This is a genomic window from Pseudomonas sp. R28(2017), assembly GCF_002112505.1.
Lineage (GTDB): Bacteria > Pseudomonadota > Gammaproteobacteria > Pseudomonadales > Pseudomonadaceae > Aquipseudomonas.
In genome coordinates this window covers 62364-80035 of sequence record NZ_NEHW01000010.1, presented here as the reverse complement: position 1 = coordinate 80035, position 17672 = coordinate 62364, and the positions used below count along the sequence as shown (strand labels likewise).

Genomic DNA, 17672 nt, shown 5'->3' with positions numbered 1-17672 from the left:
ACAGGTACTGCGCAGCCTCTGAATCCTGTGGCGCACGTGTGGGAGCGGGCTTGCCCGCGAAAGGACCAGTACAGACAACCTGCCAGCAGCTGTGAAACACTAGGCCCACTTCCAGCACCCAGCAGCCCCGAATGCCCGCCCTAGACCACCCTCTGATCGACCAGTTCCTCGACGCCCTGTGGCTTGAAAAGGGCCTGTCCGACAATACCCGCGTCTCCTATCGCAGCGACCTGGCCTTGTTCAATGGCTGGCTCCAGGAACGTTCGGTGGCCTTGCCCGATGCCGGCCGCGAACTGATCCTCGACCACCTGGCCTGGCGCCTCGACCAGGGTTACAAGCCGCGCTCAACCGCGCGCTTTCTCTCAGGCCTGCGTGGTTTTTTCCGCTACCTGCTGCGGGAAAAACTGGTCGCCGTCGACCCCACCCTGCAGGTCGACATGCCGCAGCTCGGTCGGCCCTTGCCCAAGTCCCTGTCGGAAGCCGACGTCGAAGCCCTGCTGCAGGCCCCGGACCTGGGCGAAGCCATCGGCCAGCGCGACCGGGCCATGCTCGAAGTCCTCTACGCCTGCGGCCTGCGCGTCACCGAACTGGTCAGCCTGACCCTCGACCAGGTCAACCTGCGCCAGGGCGTGCTGCGGGTGATGGGCAAGGGCAGCAAGGAGCGCCTGGTGCCGATGGGCGAGGAGGCAGTGGTATGGCTGGAGCGCTACTTGCGTGACGGCCGCGCCGAACTGCTCAACGGCCGCCCCAGCGATGTGCTGTTCCCCAGCCAGCGCGGCGAGCAGATGACCCGCCAGACCTTCTGGCACCGCATCAAGCACCAGGCGCGGGTGGCCTGTATCGACAAGCCGCTGTCGCCGCATACCCTGCGCCACGCCTTCGCCACGCACCTGCTCAACCACGGCGCCGACCTGCGCGTGGTGCAGATGCTGCTGGGCCACAGCGACCTGTCGACCACGCAGATCTACACCCACGTGGCCAAGGCGCGCCTGCAGCAGCTGCACGCCCAGCACCATCCGCGTGGATGAATGTTTTTCATGTTCCGCCGACCGGTCCTTGCAGGCCCCTTCACCAGCAGCGTGATGTGGTAGGCTTGGGCGGTTTGCATCAAGGGCCGCACGGTCGCCGCGTTTTTTCCGCAGGTGACGCCCTCCGGCCCCTGTCCGCCTCCAGGAGTTCCCCATGCGCGTGACCCAGATTTTCGCCGCCGCCGTGTTGGCGCTGGCCAGTACCTTTGCCGTTGCCGCGGCTGACAGCAATGCCAGCGCCGAGCAGGCCATCCGCAAGTCGTTGCAGAACCTCGAACTCGAAGTGCCGGTGGAAAGCGTCGGCAGCAGCCCGCTCAACGGCCTCTATGAAGTCAAGCTGCAGGGCGGCCGAGTGCTGTATGCCAGCGCTGATGGCCAGTACGTCATGCAGGGTTACCTGTACCAGCTGCAGGATGGCAAACCGGTCAACCTGACCGAGAAGACCGAGCGTCAGGGCGTTGCCAAGCTCATCAACGGCATTCCAGCGGCCGAGACCGTGGTTTATCCTGCCAAGGGCGAGACCAAGTCGCATATCACCGTGTTCACCGACACCACCTGCCCGTACTGCCACAAGCTGCACGCCGAAGTGCCCGAGCTCAACCGCCGCGGTATCGAAGTGCGCTATGTCGCCTTCCCGCGCCAGGGCCTTGGCTCGCCGGGTGACGAGCAGTTGCAGGCGGTCTGGTGCTCCAGCGACCGCCGCGCGGCGATGGACAAGATGGTCGAGGGCAAGGAAATCAAGGCCGCCAAGTGCGCCAACCCGGTCAGCAAGCAGTTCCAGCTGGGCCAGCAGATCGGCGTCAACGGTACGCCGGCCATCGTGCTTGAGAACGGCCAGGTGATTCCGGGTTACCAGCCCGCACCACAAGTGGCCAAACTGGCCCTGGCGGGCGAGCAGCAGGCCGCCAAGTAATTCATTCAATACGCCGTCGTCATGGGGTGACGGCATGTTTCACGGTCGGTGAAGGCGCCGGCCGTTCAATGGGGAGTTCACAGTGAAACCGGTCAAAGTAGGCATCTGTGGGTTGGGGACCGTCGGTGGCGGAACCTTCAATGTACTTCAGCGCAACGCCGAGGAGATTGCCCGCCGTGCCGGGCGCGGTATTGAAGTGGCACAGATTGCCATGCGCTCGCAGAACCCGAACTGCCAGATTACCGGTACCCCCATTACCGCTGATGTGTTCGAAGTCGCGAGCAACCCGGAAATCGACATTGTCATCGAGCTGATCGGTGGCTACACCGTCGCCCGCGATCTGGTGCTCAAGGCAATCGAAAACGGCAAGCACGTGGTCACCGCCAACAAGGCACTGATCGCCGTGCACGGTAACGAGATCTTCGCCAAGGCCCGCGAGAAGGGCGTCATCGTCGCCTTCGAAGCGGCGGTGGCGGGCGGCATCCCGGTGATCAAGGCCATCCGCGAAGGCCTGTCGGCCAACCGCATCAACTGGCTGGCCGGCATCATCAACGGCACTGGCAACTTCATCCTCACCGAAATGCGCGAGAAAGGCCGCGCCTTCCCCGACGTGCTGGCCGAAGCCCAGGCGCTGGGTTATGCCGAAGCCGACCCGACCTTCGACGTCGAAGGTATCGATGCCGCGCACAAGCTGACCATCCTGGCGTCCATCGCCTTTGGTATTCCGCTGCAGTTCGACAAGGCCTACACCGAAGGCATCACCCAGCTGACCACCGCTGACGTGAACTACGCCGAAGCGCTGGGCTACCGCATCAAGCACCTGGGCGTGGCCCGTCGCACCGCCGAAGGCATCGAGCTGCGCGTGCACCCGACGCTGATCCCGGCCGACCGCCTGATCGCCAACGTCAACGGCGTGATGAACGCGGTCATGGTCAACGGCGACGCCGCCGGTTCCACCCTGTACTACGGTGCCGGCGCCGGCATGGAGCCGACCGCGTCGTCGGTGGTCGGTGACCTGGTCGACGTGGTCCGTGCCATGACCTCCGACCCGGAAAACCGCGTGCCGCACCTGGCCTTCCAGCCCGACTCGCTGTCGGCCCACCCGATCCTGCCGATCGAAGCCTGCGAAAGCGCCTACTACCTGCGCATCCAGGCCAAGGACCACCCAGGCGTGCTGGCCCAGGTAGCGAGCATCCTGTCGGAGCGCGGCATCAACATCGAGTCGATCATGCAGAAGGAAGCCGAGGAGCAGGACGGCCTGGTGCCGATGATCCTGCTGACCCACGGCGTGGTCGAGCAGCGCATCAACGACGCCATCGTCGCCCTGGAAGCCCTGCAGGACGTGGTCGGCAAGGTCGTGCGCATCCGCGTCGAACAGCTGAATTAATTTGCCAATCGGGCCGCTCGCGCGGCCCTCGCATCGAAGGTTTGCACCCATGCGCTATATCAGTACCCGCGGCCAGGCTCCGGCCCTGAATTTCGAAGACGTGCTGCTGGCTGGCCTGGCCAGCGACGGCGGCCTGTACGTCCCTGAGAACCTGCCACGCTTCACCCAGGAAGAGATTGCTTCCTGGGCCGGCCTGCCGTACCACGAGCTGGCCTTCCGGGTGATGCGCCCGTTCGTCGAAGGCAGCATCGCCGATGCCGACTTCAAGAAGATCCTCGAAGAAACCTACGGCGAGTTCGCCCACGCTGCGGTCGCCCCGCTGCGCCAGCTGAACAGCAACGAGTGGGTGCTGGAGCTGTTCCACGGCCCGACCCTGGCGTTCAAGGACTTCGCCCTGCAGCTGCTCGGCCGCCTGCTCGACCACGTGCTGGCCAAGCGCAACGAGCGTGTGGTGATCATCGGCGCCACCAGCGGTGACACCGGTTCTGCCGCCATCGAAGGCTGCCGCAGCTGCGAGAACGTCGACATCTTCATCCTGCACCCGCACCAGCGTGTGTCGGAAGTGCAGCGCCGGCAGATGACCACCCTGTTCGGCGACAACGTCCACAACATCGCCATCGAAGGCAACTTCGACGACTGCCAGGAAATGGTCAAGGCCAGTTTCGCCGACCAGTCGTTCCTCAAGGGCACCCGCCTGGTCGCGGTCAACTCGATCAACTGGGCGCGGATCATGGCCCAGATCGTCTACTACTTCCACGCGGCCCTGCAGCTGGGCGGCCCGGCCCGTTCGGTGGCGTTCTCGGTACCGACCGGCAACTTCGGCGACATTTTCGCCGGTTACCTGGCGCGCAACATGGGCCTGCCAGTCAGCCAGCTGATCGTCGCCACCAACCGCAACGACATCCTGCACCGCTTCATGAGCGGCAACCAGTACGTCAAGGAAACCCTGCACGCGACCTTGTCGCCATCGATGGACATCATGGTGTCGTCCAACTTCGAGCGCCTGCTGTTCGACCTGCACGGCCGCAATGGCGCCGCACTGGCCGAGCTGATGGCGACCTTCAAGCAAGGTGGCGGCTTCAGCGTCGAACAGGACCGCTGGACCGAGGCGCGCAAGCTGTTCGATTCGCTGGCAGTCAGCGACGAGCAGACCTGCGAGACCATCGCCGAGGTGTTCGCCGCCACCGGTGAAGTGCTCGACCCGCACACCGCGATCGGCGTCAAGGCCGCCCGCGAGTGCCGCCGCAGCCTGGACACGCCGATGGTGGTGCTGGGTACCGCGCACCCGGTCAAGTTCCCCGAGGCGGTGGAGAAGGCCGGTGTCGGCAAGGCGCTGGAATTGCCGGCGCACCTGAGCGACCTGTTCAGCCGTGAAGAGCGTTGCACCGTGCTGGCCAATGACCTGAAGGCTGTTCAAGCCTTTGTCAGCCAGCATGGTAATCGCGGCAAGCCTTTGTAATCGCGATGGCATCTGGGGCTGCTAACGCAGCCCCGAATTTCAGAAGTTTCCTATACATTTCGCGGAATTGTCCTATGTAAGGCTGTGGAAGCCTTGCCTAGAGTGACCGGTCCTTCCCCCAAGGAGCGGCACATGCGACAACCCTACGTGTTAATCCACCCGGCACGCCCATCCCACCAGATCGTCCTGCACCAGGCCTGCAATGCCCAGGGGCTGTTCAACGTGCGCGTCACCCACGACCTGGCCGACCTCGACACCTGCCTGGCCCGCCAGCCGCGCGCTGACCTGCTGATCCTCGACCATGCCGTGAGCGATGGCTTGGCCCTGCTCGAACGGGCCTGCTGCACCCGTGCCGTGCTGTTCGTCGGCCATGCCAGCGCAGGCAGCCCGAACCTCGCCCAAGAAGCCCGGCGCCAAGGCCTGTGGGTCCTTGCCGACCTCCCTTGGCCCCTGCCTGTCGGGCGCTGGCAACACGCCCTGCAACGTATTCAAACTGTCACGTCACCCACGCATGCTCACTAGCACAGCCGTGGCGTAACGAACTTTCCGCTGCGTTTGCTGGTCAGTTCCTTCATGTCCCATTACAAGCGAGTGATCCGGATGGAAAGAATCTGCAGACTGCTCAACGACGCCCTTACCCCTTACCAGGCCAAGCTGGGCGCCACGGATACCAGCGGCAACCGCCAATTGACCGTGTACGACAGCCTCGGTGGCACGGCCCTGCGACGGACGGTCAGCCAGCGCCAGTTGCAGGAGCAAAGCCTGCTGATCGACCTGGTGGACGGCTTGCACCGTGACCTGCAGATTGTCGAGGGGCGCTTGCAGCCCTGTGTGATTGCGGCATTGCAACAGCGCCAGCAGCCTCAGGGAACCTTTGCCTGACTGGCCTATCAGAACTACCAAGGGCAGCCAGCCAGTGCACAGCTCCGGTACTGGCAGGTTGCCGTGGGAAGTCCATGAGGACTTTCGATTGGCCCCGGGCGTCTTCCCCTGCGTCCGGGGTTTCTTTTTGCCCGCTTTCTTCTGACTCAGCTCAGCGGTCTTCGAAGAAGTGCCGGCTCTCTTCCAGGTAGGTTGCGCGCAGCTCGGGGTCAAGCCAGCGTGCATACAGCGCGGGCAACGTGTTCTGGCGCAGGGCCGGTAACAGCTGGTCGATGTGGCTAATGGCTGCGCGACCCAGTGGTGTGTCCGAGCAACCTACGTGCAGGAACTGGTAGCGGTTCACGCCCTGGATCGGGTGGAACTCATAGTCCGCCGGCGCGCCGCCATGTTGCTGAATCAGGTAGCGCACCTCTGGCCAGTAGCCCAGCACCAGTTGCAGGCGCCCGAGCTGTTGCATCTGTAACAGGTTGGCGGTGGCATCGTTGCCGTAATGGCGGCTGAACGCGGTGTCGGGCAGCTGGCGCAGGATCTCGTCGACCTGGCTGCTGTAACTGCGCTCGGCGACGATGCCCAGCTTCAGCCGGGTATTGCCGAGCAAGCTTTTAAGGTCGACCTGCTGGCCGTCGAGGAACGGTGCCAGCAGCGCCTGCCCGCTCTTGCGCACCACCACGCCGCTGCTCAGCACGCCGAGCGTGGGTTGCGAGAAGTGCACGAACTTCGCACGATCCGCAGTCCACAGCAGTGTCGGGTCGCAGGTGAAGCTGGTCGGGTCCTGCAGCATCTGGATCCCGCGCGCACGGTTGACCCGGACGATGCTGTGGTCGTACTCGGGCATCTGCGCGATCAGCAGCGGCAGCATCTGGTCGATAACCCCCTGGCCTTTGTCCGTGCCTTCGTAGACGGTGAAAGGCGGCAGGTCGCGCACCAGCCACAGCAGGCGTTCCTTGGCTTGCGCCGGCGCCACCAGCAGGGCGAGCAGCAGCGCGCAGCACAGCGCCAGCGAACGCACCCGCCGCAACCTCAGACCGTGCCCGCCTGACGCAGGCTGGCAATCGCCGCCTGGTCATAGCCCAGGGAGGCCAACACGCTGTCGGTATGTTCACCCAGCGTCGGGCCAACCCATTCGGCGGAACCCGGGGTGTCCGAGAGCTTGGGCACGATGCCTGGCATCTTGAACGGCTTGCCGTCCGGCAGGCGCGCCTGCAGGAACATCTCACGGGCCAGGTACTGCGGGTCGCTGAACATGTCCTCGGCCGAGTAGATGCGGCTGGCCGGCACTTCGGCGTCGGTGAGCACCTGCATCAGTTGGTCCAGCGGCAGGCTGTTGGCCCAGCGGTCGATCACCCCGTACAGCTCGTCGCGCCGGGCGTCGCGGCCGTCGTTGCTGGCCAGGCTCGGGTCGTCGGCCAGGTCGGTACGGCCGATGGCCTGCATGAAGCGTTTGAAGATGGCGTCACCGTTGGCGCCGATCTGCACGTGCTTGCCGTCGGCGCTGGTGTGAATGGAGGAGGGTGTGATGCCCGGCATGATGTTGCCAGTACGCTCGCGGATGAAACCGAACACGTCGAACTCCGGGACCATGCTTTCCATCATGGCGAAGATCGCCTCGTACAGCGCCACGTCCACCACCTGGCCCTGGCCGCCGTTGACTTCGCGATGACGCAGTGCCATCAGCGCGCCGATCACGCCCCACAGCGCCGCAATCGAATCACCGATGGAAATCCCGGTGCGCACGGGTGGGCGGTCGTCGAAACCAGTGATGTAACGCAGGCCGCCCATCGATTCACCGACTGCGCCGAAGCCTGGCTGGTCCTTCATTGGCCCGGTCTGGCCAAAGCCGGACAGGCGCACCATCACCAGGCGCGGGTTGAGGGCGTGCAGCACGTCCCAGCCCAGGCCGAGCTTTTCCAGCACGCCGGGGCGGAAGTTCTCGATCAGGATGTCGGCCTCGCCGAGCAGGCGCTTGAGCACTTCACGGCCTTCGGGGTGCTTGAGGTTGAGCGTCAGCGACTGCTTGTTGCGCGCCTGCACGAACCACCACAGGGATGTGCCCTCGTACAGCTTGCGCCATTTGCGCAGCGGGTCGCCGCCGTCCGGGGACTCGACCTTGATCACGTCCGCACCGAATTCGGCGCAGATCCGCGAGGCGAACGGCCCGGCGATGAGGGTGCCGAGTTCGATGACTTTCAGGCCGGCGAGGGGTTTGCTGGGCGTAGACATGAGGCATCCGTGGCAACTGGTCAGAGCCGTGGTTTTAGCATAGGTCCGAAGCGGCCGATACTGCTCCGGCGCAAGCGCAGGCAGGATCGGTTAGACTAGGTGACTTTTCTCTACGCACGAAGCCCATTCGACCATGGCCCAGCCGTCCACCACCTACAAATTCGAACTGAACCTGACCGACCTCGACCGCGGCGTGTATGAAAACGTCCGCCAGACCATCGCCCGCCACCCTTCGGAAACCGAAGAACGCATGGCCGTGCGCCTGCTGGCCTACGCCCTGTGGTACAACGAGAACCTGTCGTTCGGCCGTGGCCTGTCCGATGTGGATGAGGCGGCGCTGTGGGAAAAGAGCCTGGACGACCGCATCCTGCACTGGATCGAAGTCGGCCAGCCGGATGCCGATCGCCTGACCTGGTGCTCGCGCCGCACCGAGCGCACCAGCCTGCTGGCCTACGGCAGCCTGCGGGTGTGGGAAGGCAAGGTGGTGGGGGCGGTCAAGGGCCTGAAGAACCTGAGCATTGCCGCCGTGCCGCAGGAGGTGCTGGAAGTCCTGGCCACCGACATGCCGCGCACCATCAAGTGGGATGTGATGATCAGCGAAGGCACCGTGTTCGTCACCGATGACCGTGGCCAGCACGAAGTGCAACTGCAATGGCTGCTCGGTGAGCGTGGCTGAACCGACTGACACCTGACTGCCGAAGATCCCATGCGTATCGAACCCCGCCCGCTGCCATCGACCCTGCCATTCCTGGGTAACCTGCCACCCTTGCTGACACGCCTGTACGCCGCCCGCGGCGTGCAGTCCGAGGCCGAACTGGACAAGAGCCTGGCGCGGCTGCTGCCGTATCAGCAGCTCAAGGGCATCGAGGCGGCGGTGGACCTGCTGGTCGAAGCCCTCGATCGGCGCCAGCGTATCCTGATCGTTGGCGACTTCGACGCCGACGGCGCTACCGCCAGCACCGTCGGCATGCTCGGCCTGCGTCTGCTGGGCGCGGCCCACGTCGACTACCTGGTGCCCAACCGCTTCGAATACGGCTACGGGCTGACCCCGGAGATCGTCCAGGTGGCGCTCGAGCGCCAGCCGGACCTGCTGGTTACCGTCGATAACGGTATCTCCAGCGTCGAAGGTGTGGCGGCCGCCAAGGCGGCGGGGCTCAAGGTACTGGTCACCGACCACCACCTGCCGGGCCCGCAGTTGCCGGATGCCGACGCCATCGTCAATCCGAACCAGCCTGGCTGCGACTTCCCGAGCAAGTCGCTGGCCGGCGTCGGGGTGATCTTCTACGTGCTCATGGCCCTGCGCGCCCGCCTGCGCAGCCTGGGGCGTTACGAGACGCAGCCGCAGCCGAACATTGGCGAGCTGCTCGACCTGGTCGCCCTGGGCAGCGTCGCCGACGTGGTGCCGCTGGATGCCAACAACCGCATCCTCGTGCACCAGGGCCTCGAGCGCATCCGCGCCGGCCGCGCACGGCCTGGCCTGAAGGCCATCCTCGAAGTGGCGCGGCGCGACCATCGCCGCATCACCTCTACCGACCTCGGCTTCATCCTCGGCCCACGGCTCAATGCCGCCGGGCGCCTGGATGACATGAGCCTGGGCATCGAATGCCTGCTGTGTGAAGACCAAGCCCTGGCCCAGGACATGGCCCAGCAGCTGGATGACCTGAACCAGGACCGCAAGTCGATCGAGCAGGGCATGCAGCGCGAGGCGCTGGCCCAGCTCAAGGACCTGCCGGTCGAGTCCATGCCTTATGGCCTGTGCCTGTTCGATGCCGATTGGCATCAGGGTGTGATCGGGATCCTCGCCTCGCGCCTGAAGGAGCGCTACCACCGGCCGACCATCGCCTTCGCCGATGCGGGCGACGGCATGCTCAAGGGTTCGGCCCGTTCGGTGCCGGGCTTCCATATCCGCGACGCGCTGGACGCCGTGGCAGCGCGCCAGCCGCAGCTGATCAGCAAGTTCGGCGGGCATGCCATGGCGGCGGGGCTGTCCCTGCCCGAAAGCAACTTCCCGGCGTTTGCCGAAGCGTTCGATGAAGAAGTCCGGCGCCAGTTGCGTGAGGAGGACCTGACCGGTCGTCTGCTGTCGGACGGCAGCCTGGCCGTGGAGGAGTTCCACCTCGACCTGGCCAAGGCCCTGCGCAACGCCGGGCCTTGGGGGCAGCACTTTCCCGAGCCGCTGTTCCATGGGGTGTTCCAGTTGGTGGAGCAGCGTGTGGTCGGCGAGCGGCACTTGAAGGTGGTGCTCAAGAGCGAGTGCGGCTCGGTACGGCTGGATGGTATTGCCTTTGGCATCGACCGTGATGTGTGGCCGAACCCAACGGTGCGGTGGGTGGAGCTGGCGTACAAGCTGGATGTGAACGAGTTTCGCGGGAATGAGAGCGTGCAGTTGATGATTGCGCATATGGAGCCGCGCTGAGGGCCCTGCCGGTGCCTGCCTTGGGTTTTGAGGGTTGCGGACATCGAGCGCCGCCCGCGCGGCGCTCGATGTCATAGGCGCTGCAAACCTACCGGCGAACACCTGGCCGCCCTGACGCGTTACCAAGCCGGAAGCCAATGGTCAGCCTGTCATGCCTAATTCGGCATCATCCATGAGTGCCTTGGCCATGGCACTGAGGTAGTGGGATGCCCAGATCATCATTGGTTTCTCATCCATCAGTCCGATGATGGTCAGTTCCCGCACATACCCCATTAACTCTGAAGCCTGCTCGCGGGCATCCCGGCAGGGAATGCCTGGCTCGATGCGGAACAGGGGATGGGTCTGGTGTTCGCCTTGGAAGAAGGTAGTTTTGCCGACAGTGCATTGGGTGTCGTCGTTGGTCATCGAATGCCCTCCTGATATGTTTCGATTGCCTGTTCCGGCCTCTTCGCGGGCATGCCCGCTCCCACAGGGTCATCACAAGGCTTCAAGGCTTGCGCCTGAGCTGTGGGAGCGGGTTTACCCGCGAAGAGGCCAGCCAACCCAACCTCAATGCAGGCTGGTAGTCCTCTCCAGGGCCAGTGACAGTGCATCCGCCTGGCCCCAGGCAATCTGCATGGCACGCAGTCCGTTCACCAGCGATTCCCGGGTGCTGTCATCTTCGATGGCATCGAGGGTACGGTGGCAATGGTTGTAGGCAAGCATCAGGTAGTGGGTGACGTTCATCACCACGTGGTCGATGGGCACGATGCCCTCGGTGACGGCGTTGGTGAGGGTTTTGTCGGAGGGAAGGTCGAAATGATGGGGTGGGTCGGGGACGATCTTTTTCATAGCAATTCCTTGAAGATTAAAGGAGTTGCCACCGCCGTTTCCACACGAAGGGCGGCAACTGTACGCGGGGTGGAAAACCGGTCTTCAAGGAACCCCGGTAGGCCATACGGCCTCCCGCGTACAGCTGCCATTACGACAGGCACTTGAAGATTGTCCGGGTTTCCACACCCGCATCGCTGATGCTTTCAGCGACCCGAAAAAGCCTAAAGGGCGGTGTTTCCAGGGACAATCAGACGCGAGTCGACAGGGCTTGTAGGATATTTTCCTTAGCTAGGCACCGCCAGTTCATATGTGTAGGAAGCGTCTGATACGTGCGTCGGACCAGTCAGCAATCCCACTGAACCTTCCCCCCCACCAATCTGGTCTAGTCTGATTAATGACCGGCACCGGGCCAGGGATGTGCACTTGAGTGTCCGGGCCGGATCACCATTGGAGTCCTTGGGAGGTGCCCTCATGAGCCTGCTGCTCGAGCCTTACACCCTGCGTCAGCTGACGCTGCCCAACCGCATCGCGGTCTCGCCGATGTGCCAGTATTCCGCCATCGATGGCCTGGCCAACGACTGGCATCTCGTTCACTTGGGCAGCCGCGCCGTGGGTGGCGCCGGCTTGGTCATCAGCGAAGCCGTCGCAGTGACCGCCGATGGTCGCATCACCGCCGAAGACCTCGGCCTGTGGAACGACGACCAGATTGCGCCATTGCAGCGCATTACCCGCTTCATTACCGCCCAGGGCGCCGTACCGGGCATCCAGCTGGCCCACGCCGGGCGCAAGGCCAGCACCTATCGGCCCTGGCTGGGCAAGCAGGGCAGTGTGAAGCTCGAGGACGGTGGCTGGCAGCCGGTGGGCCCGTCGAAGATCGCCTTCGACCCGCAGCACACGCCACCGCGCGAGTTGAGCAAGGACGAGATTCAGGGCGTGATCGATGCCTTCGTCGCCTCGACCGAGCGGGCGCTGAAAGCGGGCTTCAAGGTCGTCGAAATCCACGCGGCCCATGGGTATCTCCTGCACCAGTTTCTCTCACCACTGAGTAACCAGCGCCGTGACGACTACGGTAGCTGCTTCGAGAACCGCATTCGCCTGACCCTGCAGGTGGTCGAGGCCGTACGTAAAGTCTGGCCTGCAGAACTGCCGCTGTTCGTGCGCGTATCGGCAACCGATTGGGTCGAGGATGGCTGGAACCCGGATGAAACCGTAGAACTGGCCCGCCGCCTGCGAGTGCTGGGTGTCGACCTGATCGACGTGTCCTCCGGTGGCACCTCGGTCAACGCCGAAATCCCAACGGGTCCGGGCTACCAGACCCGCTTTGCAGAACGCGTGCGCAAGGAAGCAGAGATTGCCACGGGCACCGTCGGCATGATCACCGAACCGGCCCAGGCCGAGCATATCCTGCGCACCGGGCAGGCCGATGTGATCTTCCTGGCGCGGGAGCTGCTGCGCGATCCGTACTGGCCGCTGCATGCTGATGATGACTTGGGTGGCAACAAAGCCACATGGCCGGCGCAATACCAAAGGGCGACCAGCCGGGCCAATCCTATTCACGAGTCGGATTTGCGGGATTGATGGCTCGTTTCAGCTGAATGCAGCTTGGCTGAGGATGTCACTTACCCATTGGTTGATACTCTTTTCCGCCAGTTCGGCTTTTGCAGCCACACTGGCGTGAAGAGTAGGCTCTAGTCGCAGGCTCAGCTTGCCGGAATAAGCCTTCTGTGGCTCCCGCCCGAGCTTCTCGCAAGTCTCGATGTAGTCATCGACAGCCTCTTCAAATGCTCGCCGTAGTTCACTGATCGATTCGCCATGAAAGCCGATCACGTCGCGTATGCCTGCAACATGGCCGATCAGTAATTGGTCTTCGTCACTGTATTCGATGCGCGCGGCATAGCCGCGGTAGGTCATTACATTCATGGTGTTACTCCTGCCTGCTCCAGGAACTGGCGTGCGCTGCGGACCTGATAGGATTTGGCATCCTTGTCAGGGTGTGGCCGATGGAAGGTGGCAATTGCTCCGTTGAGCTCGAAACGCACTCGCGATCCACGGCCTTCGACCGTCGTGGCTCCTATTGATATCAGAAATGACTCCAACCGCGCCCACTCCAGCGACTTTGGAACCGGTTTTTTGAATATGACTTCAAGGGTCGATCTTTGATGATTATTCATGGTATCAGAATATGATACCAGTGGAGGGTTAGTATGTAGGATGGTCAGGGCTTTGCCTGTGGGAATGGTCTCTTCAACCAGGCATTGTGCTGGTGGTGAGGGGGAACTATAGGACTTGAATCGAGCGCCGCGCAGGCGGCGCTTGATCTCGAAGGGCCAAACACCTTGAGGGATACCCCCACCTTAATGCTTGATCATCACATGCCGCACGCAGGTGTAATCCTCCAGCCCATACATCGACATGTCCTTGCCATACCCCGAATGCTTCTGCCCACCATGGGGCATTTCGCTGACCAGCATGAAGTGGGTGTTGACCCAGGTGCAGCCATACTGCAGGCGCGCCGCCAGGCGGTGGGCACGGCCGGTGTCGCGGGTCCACACCGATGATGCCAGGCCGTATTCGGAATCGTTGGCCCATTCCAGCGCCTGTTCCTCGGTGCTGAAGCGGGTCACCGACACCACCGGGCCAAACACCTCGTTGCGCACGATCTCGTCATCCTGCAAGGCGTCGGCCAGCACGGTCGGCTCGAAGAAGAAGCCATCCCCCGCAATCGCCTTGCCGCCCGTCACCAGGCGGATATGCGGCTGGGCGATGGCGCGCTGGACCAGGCCGGCCACCTTGTCGCGGTGCTGGGCGCTGATCAGCGGGCCGAGTTCGGTGTCCTCGGCATCCTGCAGGCCGGCCTTGAGGCTGGAAACAGCCTTGCCCAGGCGTTCGACGAAGCGGTCATAGATACCCGCCTGCACATACAGGCGACAGGCCGCGGTGCAGTCCTGGCCCGCGTTGTAGAAGCCAAACGTGCGGATGCCGTCGATGGCCGCGTCGATATCGGCGTCGTCGAACACCAGTACCGGCGCCTTGCCGCCGAGTTCCATGTGCATGCGCTTCACGCTGTTGGCGGTGGCGCCAATGATATGGGCCCCGGTCGGGATGGAGCCGGTCAGCGACACCATGCGCACCTTGGGGTGGGTGACCAGTGGGTTGCCGACCGTCTGCCCGCGGCCGAACAGGATGTTGAGCACGCCGGGCGGCAACAGGTCCTTGGCCAGCTCGCCCAGGCGCAGGGCGGTCAGCGGGGTCAGTTCGGAAGGCTTGATGACCACGGTGTTGCCGGCTGCCAGGGCCGGGGCGATCTTCCACGCCAGCATCATCAGCGGGTAGTTCCACGGCGCGATCGAGGCCACCACGCCCAGCGGGTCGCGGCGGATCATCGAGGTATGGCCCGGCAGGTATTCACCCGCCGCCGAGCCACCGAGGCAGCGGGCGGCGCCGGCAAAGTAACGGAACACGTCGGCGATGGCCGGGATTTCATCGTTCAGGGCGGCGGCAAACGGCTTGCCGCAATTCTGCGACTCCAGCCGGGCCAGTTCATCGCCATGGGCTTCGATGGTGTCGGCCAGCGCCAGCAGCGTCAGCGAGCGTTCCTTGGGGCTGGTCTGCGACCAGCTGTCGAAGGCCTGGTCGGCGGCGCGCACGGCGGTATCCACCTGGGCCTCGGTGGCTTCGTTGATCTGCGCCAGGGCGCTGCCCTCGGCCGGGTTGAGCACGGTCCAGGCCGGGCCATCGCCTGCGACCAGCTTGCCGTTGATCAGCATTTTGCTTTGCATGGGGACTCCTCATGGGTCATTTGCCACTGCCCGCAACGCTTTCGCCGCCACGGGTCAGGTAATAGGCGCCGAGAATCGGCAGCATGGTCACCAGCATCACCAGCATGGCGACCACGTTGGTCACCGGCACGTCGCGCGGGCGGCTGAGCTGGTTGAGCAGCCAGATCGGCAAGGTACGTTCGTGGCCGGCGGTGAAGGTGGTGACGATGATCTCGTCGAACGACAGGGCGAACGCCAGCATGCCGCCGGCGAGCAGGGCCGAGCCGAGGTTGGGCAGGATGATGTAGCGGAAGGTCTGCCAGCCGTCGGCGCCGAGGTCCATCGACGCCTCGATCAGGCTCTGCGAGGTGCGCCGCAGGCGGGCGATCACGTTGTTGTAGACGATCACCACGCAGAACGTGGCGTGGCCGATCACGATGGTGAACACGCCGGGCTCTATGTCCAGGCGCTTGAATGCCGAGAGCAGGGCGATGCCGGTGATGATGCCGGGCAGGGCGATCGGCAGGATCAGCATCAGCGAGATGCTCTCCTTGCCGAAGAAGCTGCGCCGGTAAAGCGCTGCCGAAGCCAGTGTGCCGAGCACCAGGGCGATCAGCGTGGCCAGGCAGGCCACCTGCAGCGACAGCTTGATGGCTTCGAGCACGTCGGGGCGGGCGAAGGCCACGGCGAACCAGTTGAGGGTAAAGCCCTTGGGCGGGAAGCTGAACGCCGCGTCTTCGGTGTTGAACGCGTACAGGAAGATGATCAGGATCGGGAAGTGCAGGAACAGCAACCCGCCCCAGGCCGCCAGGCGCAGGCCGACCGACGCTTTTTCAGAGTGCATCGAAGGCCCCCAGGCGCTTGACGATGGACAGGTACACCGCAATCAGCACGATCGGCACCAGCGTGAACGCCGCCGCCATCGGCATGTTGCCGATCGCCCCTTGCTGGGCATAGACCATGCTGCCGATGAAGTAGCCCGGTGGGCCGACCAGCTGCGGCACGATGAAGTCGCCCAGGGTCAGCGAGAAGGTGAAGATCGAGCCGGCGGCAATGCCGGGGATCGACAGCGGCAAAATCACCTGCAGGAACGTTTGCCCAGGCCGGGCCCCCAGGTCTGCCGAGGCCTGCAGCAACGACGGCGGCAGGCGCTCCAGCGAGGCCTGGATCGGCAGGATCATGAACGGCAGCCAGATGTACACGAACACCATGAAGCGCCCCAGGTGCGAGGTCGACAAGGTGCTGCCGCCAACGCCAGGCACCGCCAGCACGGCCTGCAGCAAGGCGTCCAGGTGCAACTGCTGGACGAACCACTGGGCCACGCCGCCCTTGGCCAGCAGCAGGGTCCAGGCATAGGTCTTGACGATGTAGCTGGCCCACATCGGCATCATCACCGCAATGTAGAAGAACGCCTTGGTCTTGCCGCTGGTGTAGCGCGCCATGTAGTAGGCGATCGGGAAGGCCAGCACCGCACTGGCCAGCGATACCGCCACGGCCATGGCCAGGGTGCGCAGGATGATGTCGAAGTTGGACGGGTTGAACAGCGCGGCGAAGTTGCCCAGGGTCAGCTCCGGGGTGACCGCCATGGTGAAGTCGTCGAAGGTGTAGAAGCCCTGCCACAGCAAGCTGAGCAGCGAGCCCAGATAGATGGCGCCGAACCAGGTCAGCGGGGGGATCAGCAGCAGTGCCAGGTACAGGTTGGGGCGCCGGTACAGCAGGTCGGATAGGCGGCGCATGTCAGCGGGCCTCTGCCAGCACGGTTTCCTGCAGTGCGGTCATCGCTTCGCGTGGCCAGCGCACCTGCACCTGCTGGCCGGCCTGCCAGGGCCGTGGCTGCTCCTGCCAGCGGTCGTTGGCGTGGCTCACGGCCAGAAGTTGGCCGCTGTTCAGCTGTACTTCGTAGCGGGTGGCGCTGCCCTGATACTGCACGTCGCGCAGCAGGCCGCCAAGCTGAATGTCTTGCGCCTGGCCAGGCTGATCCACCAGGCGGATATGCTCGGGGCGAATGGAAAACGGCGAGCGGCTGCCGCTGAGCTGTTCGGCGAGGTCGCCACGGATGACGTTGGAGGTGCCGACGAACTCGGCGACGAAGGTGGTCGCGGGTTTCATGTACAGGTTGCGTGGCGTGTCGACCTGCTCGATGCGGCCACGGTTGAACACCGCTACCCGGTCCGACATCGACAGCGCTTCGGTCTGGTCGTGGGTGACGAAGATGAAGGTTATGCCCAGCTGGCGCTGCAGCTTCTTCAATTCGCCCTGCATCTGTTCGCGCAGCTTCAGGTCGAGTGCGCCCAGTGGCTCGTCGAGCAGCAGCACCCGTGGCCGGTTGACCAGGGCGCGGGCCAGGGCCACGCGTTGGCGCTGGCCGCCGGAGAGTTGCGCCGGTTTGCGTTCGCCGTAGCCGGCCAGGGCGACCATGGCCAGCGCTTCTTCAGCGCGCGCCTGGCGTTCGGCCTTGGCCACGCCCTTGACCTTGAGGCCATAGGCGATGTTGTCGCGCACGTTCATGTGCGGGAACAGGGCGTAATCCTGGAACACGGTGTTGACGTCGCGCTGGTAGGGCGGCACGCCGGCAGCCTCGACGCCATGGATGCGGATCGAGCCGCTGTTGGGTTGCTCGAAGCCGGCGATCAGGCGCAGGCAGGTGGTCTTGCCCGAGCCGGAGGGGCCGAGCATGGAGAAGAATTCGCCGTCTTCGATGTCGATGCTGACCTGGTCGACGGCCTTGACCTCGCCGAAAGTGCGGGAAACCTGGGTGAACTGGACGGCTAGGGGCATGCGTGGGCTCCTGACAAC

The 17672-nt window shown here is 64.2% G+C and carries 19 protein-coding genes; 9 read left to right on the top strand and 10 right to left on the bottom strand.

The window, feature by feature from the left end:
• Positions 1-131: 131 nt before the first annotated feature.
• From xerD to CAF78_RS18235, 6 genes are all read left to right on the top strand, one after another.
• Positions 132-1028: a site-specific tyrosine recombinase XerD gene (xerD, locus tag CAF78_RS18260; RefSeq protein WP_085673381.1), complete on the top strand. Its 897-nt coding sequence runs from the start codon at positions 132-134 to the stop codon at positions 1026-1028.
• A gap of 154 nt (positions 1029-1182) precedes the next feature.
• Entirely contained in the window at positions 1183-1941 is a 759-nt protein-coding gene (locus tag CAF78_RS18255) for a thioredoxin fold domain-containing protein (protein ID WP_085673379.1), read from the top strand.
• Between the two features lie 82 nt (positions 1942-2023).
• Positions 2024-3328, top strand: a complete 1305-nt coding sequence (locus CAF78_RS18250) for a homoserine dehydrogenase (protein ID WP_085673377.1) — start codon at positions 2024-2026, stop codon at positions 3326-3328.
• A gap of 49 nt (positions 3329-3377) precedes the next feature.
• Complete coding sequence (gene thrC, locus CAF78_RS18245; protein ID WP_027920098.1) at positions 3378-4787, top strand: threonine synthase; 1410 nt, start codon at positions 3378-3380, stop codon at positions 4785-4787.
• Positions 4788-4919: 132 nt separating this feature from the next.
• Positions 4920-5309, top strand: coding sequence for a histidine kinase (locus tag CAF78_RS18240; protein WP_085673375.1), 390 nt, complete (start codon positions 4920-4922; stop codon positions 5307-5309).
• 78 nt (positions 5310-5387) lie between these two features.
• Entirely contained in the window at positions 5388-5669 is a 282-nt protein-coding gene (locus CAF78_RS18235; protein ID WP_085673373.1) for a DUF3509 domain-containing protein, read from the top strand.
• A 151-nt stretch (positions 5670-5820) separates the two neighbouring features.
• Here the strand turns inward: CAF78_RS18235 and CAF78_RS18230 are convergent, their stop codons facing one another.
• Both CAF78_RS18230 and CAF78_RS18225 read right to left on the bottom strand, forming a co-directional pair.
• Positions 5821-6687 carry a TIGR02285 family protein gene (locus tag CAF78_RS18230; protein ID WP_371856885.1) on the bottom strand — a complete coding sequence of 289 codons (867 nt, stop codon included), beginning with the start codon at positions 6685-6687 and terminating at the stop codon, positions 5821-5823.
• 2 nt (positions 6688-6689) lie between these two features.
• Entirely contained in the window at positions 6690-7889 is a 1200-nt protein-coding gene (locus CAF78_RS18225; RefSeq protein ID WP_085673368.1) for a CaiB/BaiF CoA-transferase family protein, read from the bottom strand.
• Between the two features lie 133 nt (positions 7890-8022).
• Between CAF78_RS18225 and CAF78_RS18220 the strand changes: the two genes are divergently transcribed.
• Positions 8023-8565: a YaeQ family protein gene (locus CAF78_RS18220; protein WP_054887014.1), complete on the top strand. Its 543-nt coding sequence runs from the start codon at positions 8023-8025 to the stop codon at positions 8563-8565.
• A gap of 30 nt (positions 8566-8595) precedes the next feature.
• Positions 8596-10305, top strand: a complete 1710-nt coding sequence (recJ, locus tag CAF78_RS18215; RefSeq protein WP_085673366.1) for a single-stranded-DNA-specific exonuclease RecJ — start codon at positions 8596-8598, stop codon at positions 10303-10305.
• Between the two features lie 141 nt (positions 10306-10446).
• Here the strand turns inward: recJ and CAF78_RS18210 are convergent, their stop codons facing one another.
• Positions 10447-10710, bottom strand: coding sequence for a DUF3077 domain-containing protein (locus tag CAF78_RS18210; protein WP_085673364.1), 264 nt, complete (start codon positions 10708-10710; stop codon positions 10447-10449).
• A gap of 144 nt (positions 10711-10854) precedes the next feature.
• Positions 10855-11136: a hypothetical protein gene (locus tag CAF78_RS18205; protein WP_085673362.1), complete on the bottom strand. Its 282-nt coding sequence runs from the start codon at positions 11134-11136 to the stop codon at positions 10855-10857.
• Between the two features lie 453 nt (positions 11137-11589).
• On the opposite strand from CAF78_RS18205, the gene CAF78_RS18200 reads away from it, so the two are divergent.
• Entirely contained in the window at positions 11590-12696 is a 1107-nt protein-coding gene (locus tag CAF78_RS18200; RefSeq protein ID WP_085673360.1) for an NADH:flavin oxidoreductase/NADH oxidase, read from the top strand.
• Between the two features lie 9 nt (positions 12697-12705).
• Here the strand turns inward: CAF78_RS18200 and CAF78_RS18195 are convergent, their stop codons facing one another.
• The 6 genes from CAF78_RS18195 to CAF78_RS18170 form a co-directional block, all read right to left on the bottom strand.
• On the bottom strand, positions 12706-13038 hold the full coding sequence (locus CAF78_RS18195) for a type II toxin-antitoxin system HicB family antitoxin (protein ID WP_085673358.1): 333 nt from the start codon (positions 13036-13038) through the stop codon (positions 12706-12708).
• Entirely contained in the window at positions 13035-13289 is a 255-nt protein-coding gene (locus tag CAF78_RS18190; protein ID WP_085673356.1) for a type II toxin-antitoxin system HicA family toxin, read from the bottom strand. Before CAF78_RS18190 ends, CAF78_RS18195 begins: the two co-directional genes overlap by 4 nt.
• A 183-nt stretch (positions 13290-13472) precedes the next feature.
• Complete coding sequence (locus CAF78_RS18185) at positions 13473-14897, bottom strand: gamma-aminobutyraldehyde dehydrogenase (protein ID WP_085673354.1); 1425 nt, start codon at positions 14895-14897, stop codon at positions 13473-13475.
• A 16-nt stretch (positions 14898-14913) separates the two neighbouring features.
• Complete coding sequence (locus CAF78_RS18180) at positions 14914-15720, bottom strand: ABC transporter permease (RefSeq protein ID WP_085673352.1); 807 nt, start codon at positions 15718-15720, stop codon at positions 14914-14916.
• Complete coding sequence (locus CAF78_RS18175; RefSeq protein WP_085673350.1) at positions 15710-16612, bottom strand: ABC transporter permease; 903 nt, start codon at positions 16610-16612, stop codon at positions 15710-15712. Before CAF78_RS18175 ends, CAF78_RS18180 begins: the two co-directional genes overlap by 11 nt.
• A gap of 1 nt (position 16613) precedes the next feature.
• Entirely contained in the window at positions 16614-17654 is a 1041-nt protein-coding gene (locus tag CAF78_RS18170) for an ABC transporter ATP-binding protein (RefSeq protein ID WP_085673348.1), read from the bottom strand.
• Positions 17655-17672 lie beyond the last annotated feature (18 nt).

What these genes read in the sequence shown, in the direction of transcription:
- xerD (WP_085673381.1), top strand. Translation starts at nt 132, where the DNA reads ATGCCCGCCCTAGACCACCCTCTGATCGACCAGTTCCTCGACGCCCTG.
- CAF78_RS18255 (WP_085673379.1), top strand. Translation starts at nt 1,183, where the DNA reads ATGCGCGTGACCCAGATTTTCGCCGCCGCCGTGTTGGCGCTGGCCAGT.
- thrC (WP_027920098.1), top strand. Translation starts at nt 3,378, where the DNA reads ATGCGCTATATCAGTACCCGCGGCCAGGCTCCGGCCCTGAATTTCGAA.
- CAF78_RS18240 (WP_085673375.1), top strand. Translation starts at nt 4,920, where the DNA reads ATGCGACAACCCTACGTGTTAATCCACCCGGCACGCCCATCCCACCAG.
- CAF78_RS18235 (WP_085673373.1), top strand. Translation starts at nt 5,388, where the DNA reads ATGGAAAGAATCTGCAGACTGCTCAACGACGCCCTTACCCCTTACCAG.
- CAF78_RS18225 (WP_085673368.1), bottom strand. Translation starts at nt 7,889, where the DNA reads ATGTCTACGCCCAGCAAACCCCTCGCCGGCCTGAAAGTCATCGAACTC.
- CAF78_RS18220 (WP_054887014.1), top strand. Translation starts at nt 8,023, where the DNA reads ATGGCCCAGCCGTCCACCACCTACAAATTCGAACTGAACCTGACCGAC.
- recJ (WP_085673366.1), top strand. Translation starts at nt 8,596, where the DNA reads ATGCGTATCGAACCCCGCCCGCTGCCATCGACCCTGCCATTCCTGGGT.
- CAF78_RS18210 (WP_085673364.1), bottom strand. Translation starts at nt 10,710, where the DNA reads ATGACCAACGACGACACCCAATGCACTGTCGGCAAAACTACCTTCTTC.
- CAF78_RS18205 (WP_085673362.1), bottom strand. Translation starts at nt 11,136, where the DNA reads ATGAAAAAGATCGTCCCCGACCCACCCCATCATTTCGACCTTCCCTCC.
- CAF78_RS18200 (WP_085673360.1), top strand. Translation starts at nt 11,590, where the DNA reads ATGAGCCTGCTGCTCGAGCCTTACACCCTGCGTCAGCTGACGCTGCCC.
- CAF78_RS18195 (WP_085673358.1), bottom strand. Translation starts at nt 13,038, where the DNA reads ATGAATGTAATGACCTACCGCGGCTATGCCGCGCGCATCGAATACAGT.
- CAF78_RS18190 (WP_085673356.1), bottom strand. Translation starts at nt 13,289, where the DNA reads ATGAATAATCATCAAAGATCGACCCTTGAAGTCATATTCAAAAAACCG.
- CAF78_RS18185 (WP_085673354.1), bottom strand. Translation starts at nt 14,897, where the DNA reads ATGCAAAGCAAAATGCTGATCAACGGCAAGCTGGTCGCAGGCGATGGC.
- CAF78_RS18180 (WP_085673352.1), bottom strand. Translation starts at nt 15,720, where the DNA reads ATGCACTCTGAAAAAGCGTCGGTCGGCCTGCGCCTGGCGGCCTGGGGC.
- CAF78_RS18175 (WP_085673350.1), bottom strand. Translation starts at nt 16,612, where the DNA reads ATGCGCCGCCTATCCGACCTGCTGTACCGGCGCCCCAACCTGTACCTG.
- CAF78_RS18170 (WP_085673348.1), bottom strand. Translation starts at nt 17,654, where the DNA reads ATGCCCCTAGCCGTCCAGTTCACCCAGGTTTCCCGCACTTTCGGCGAG.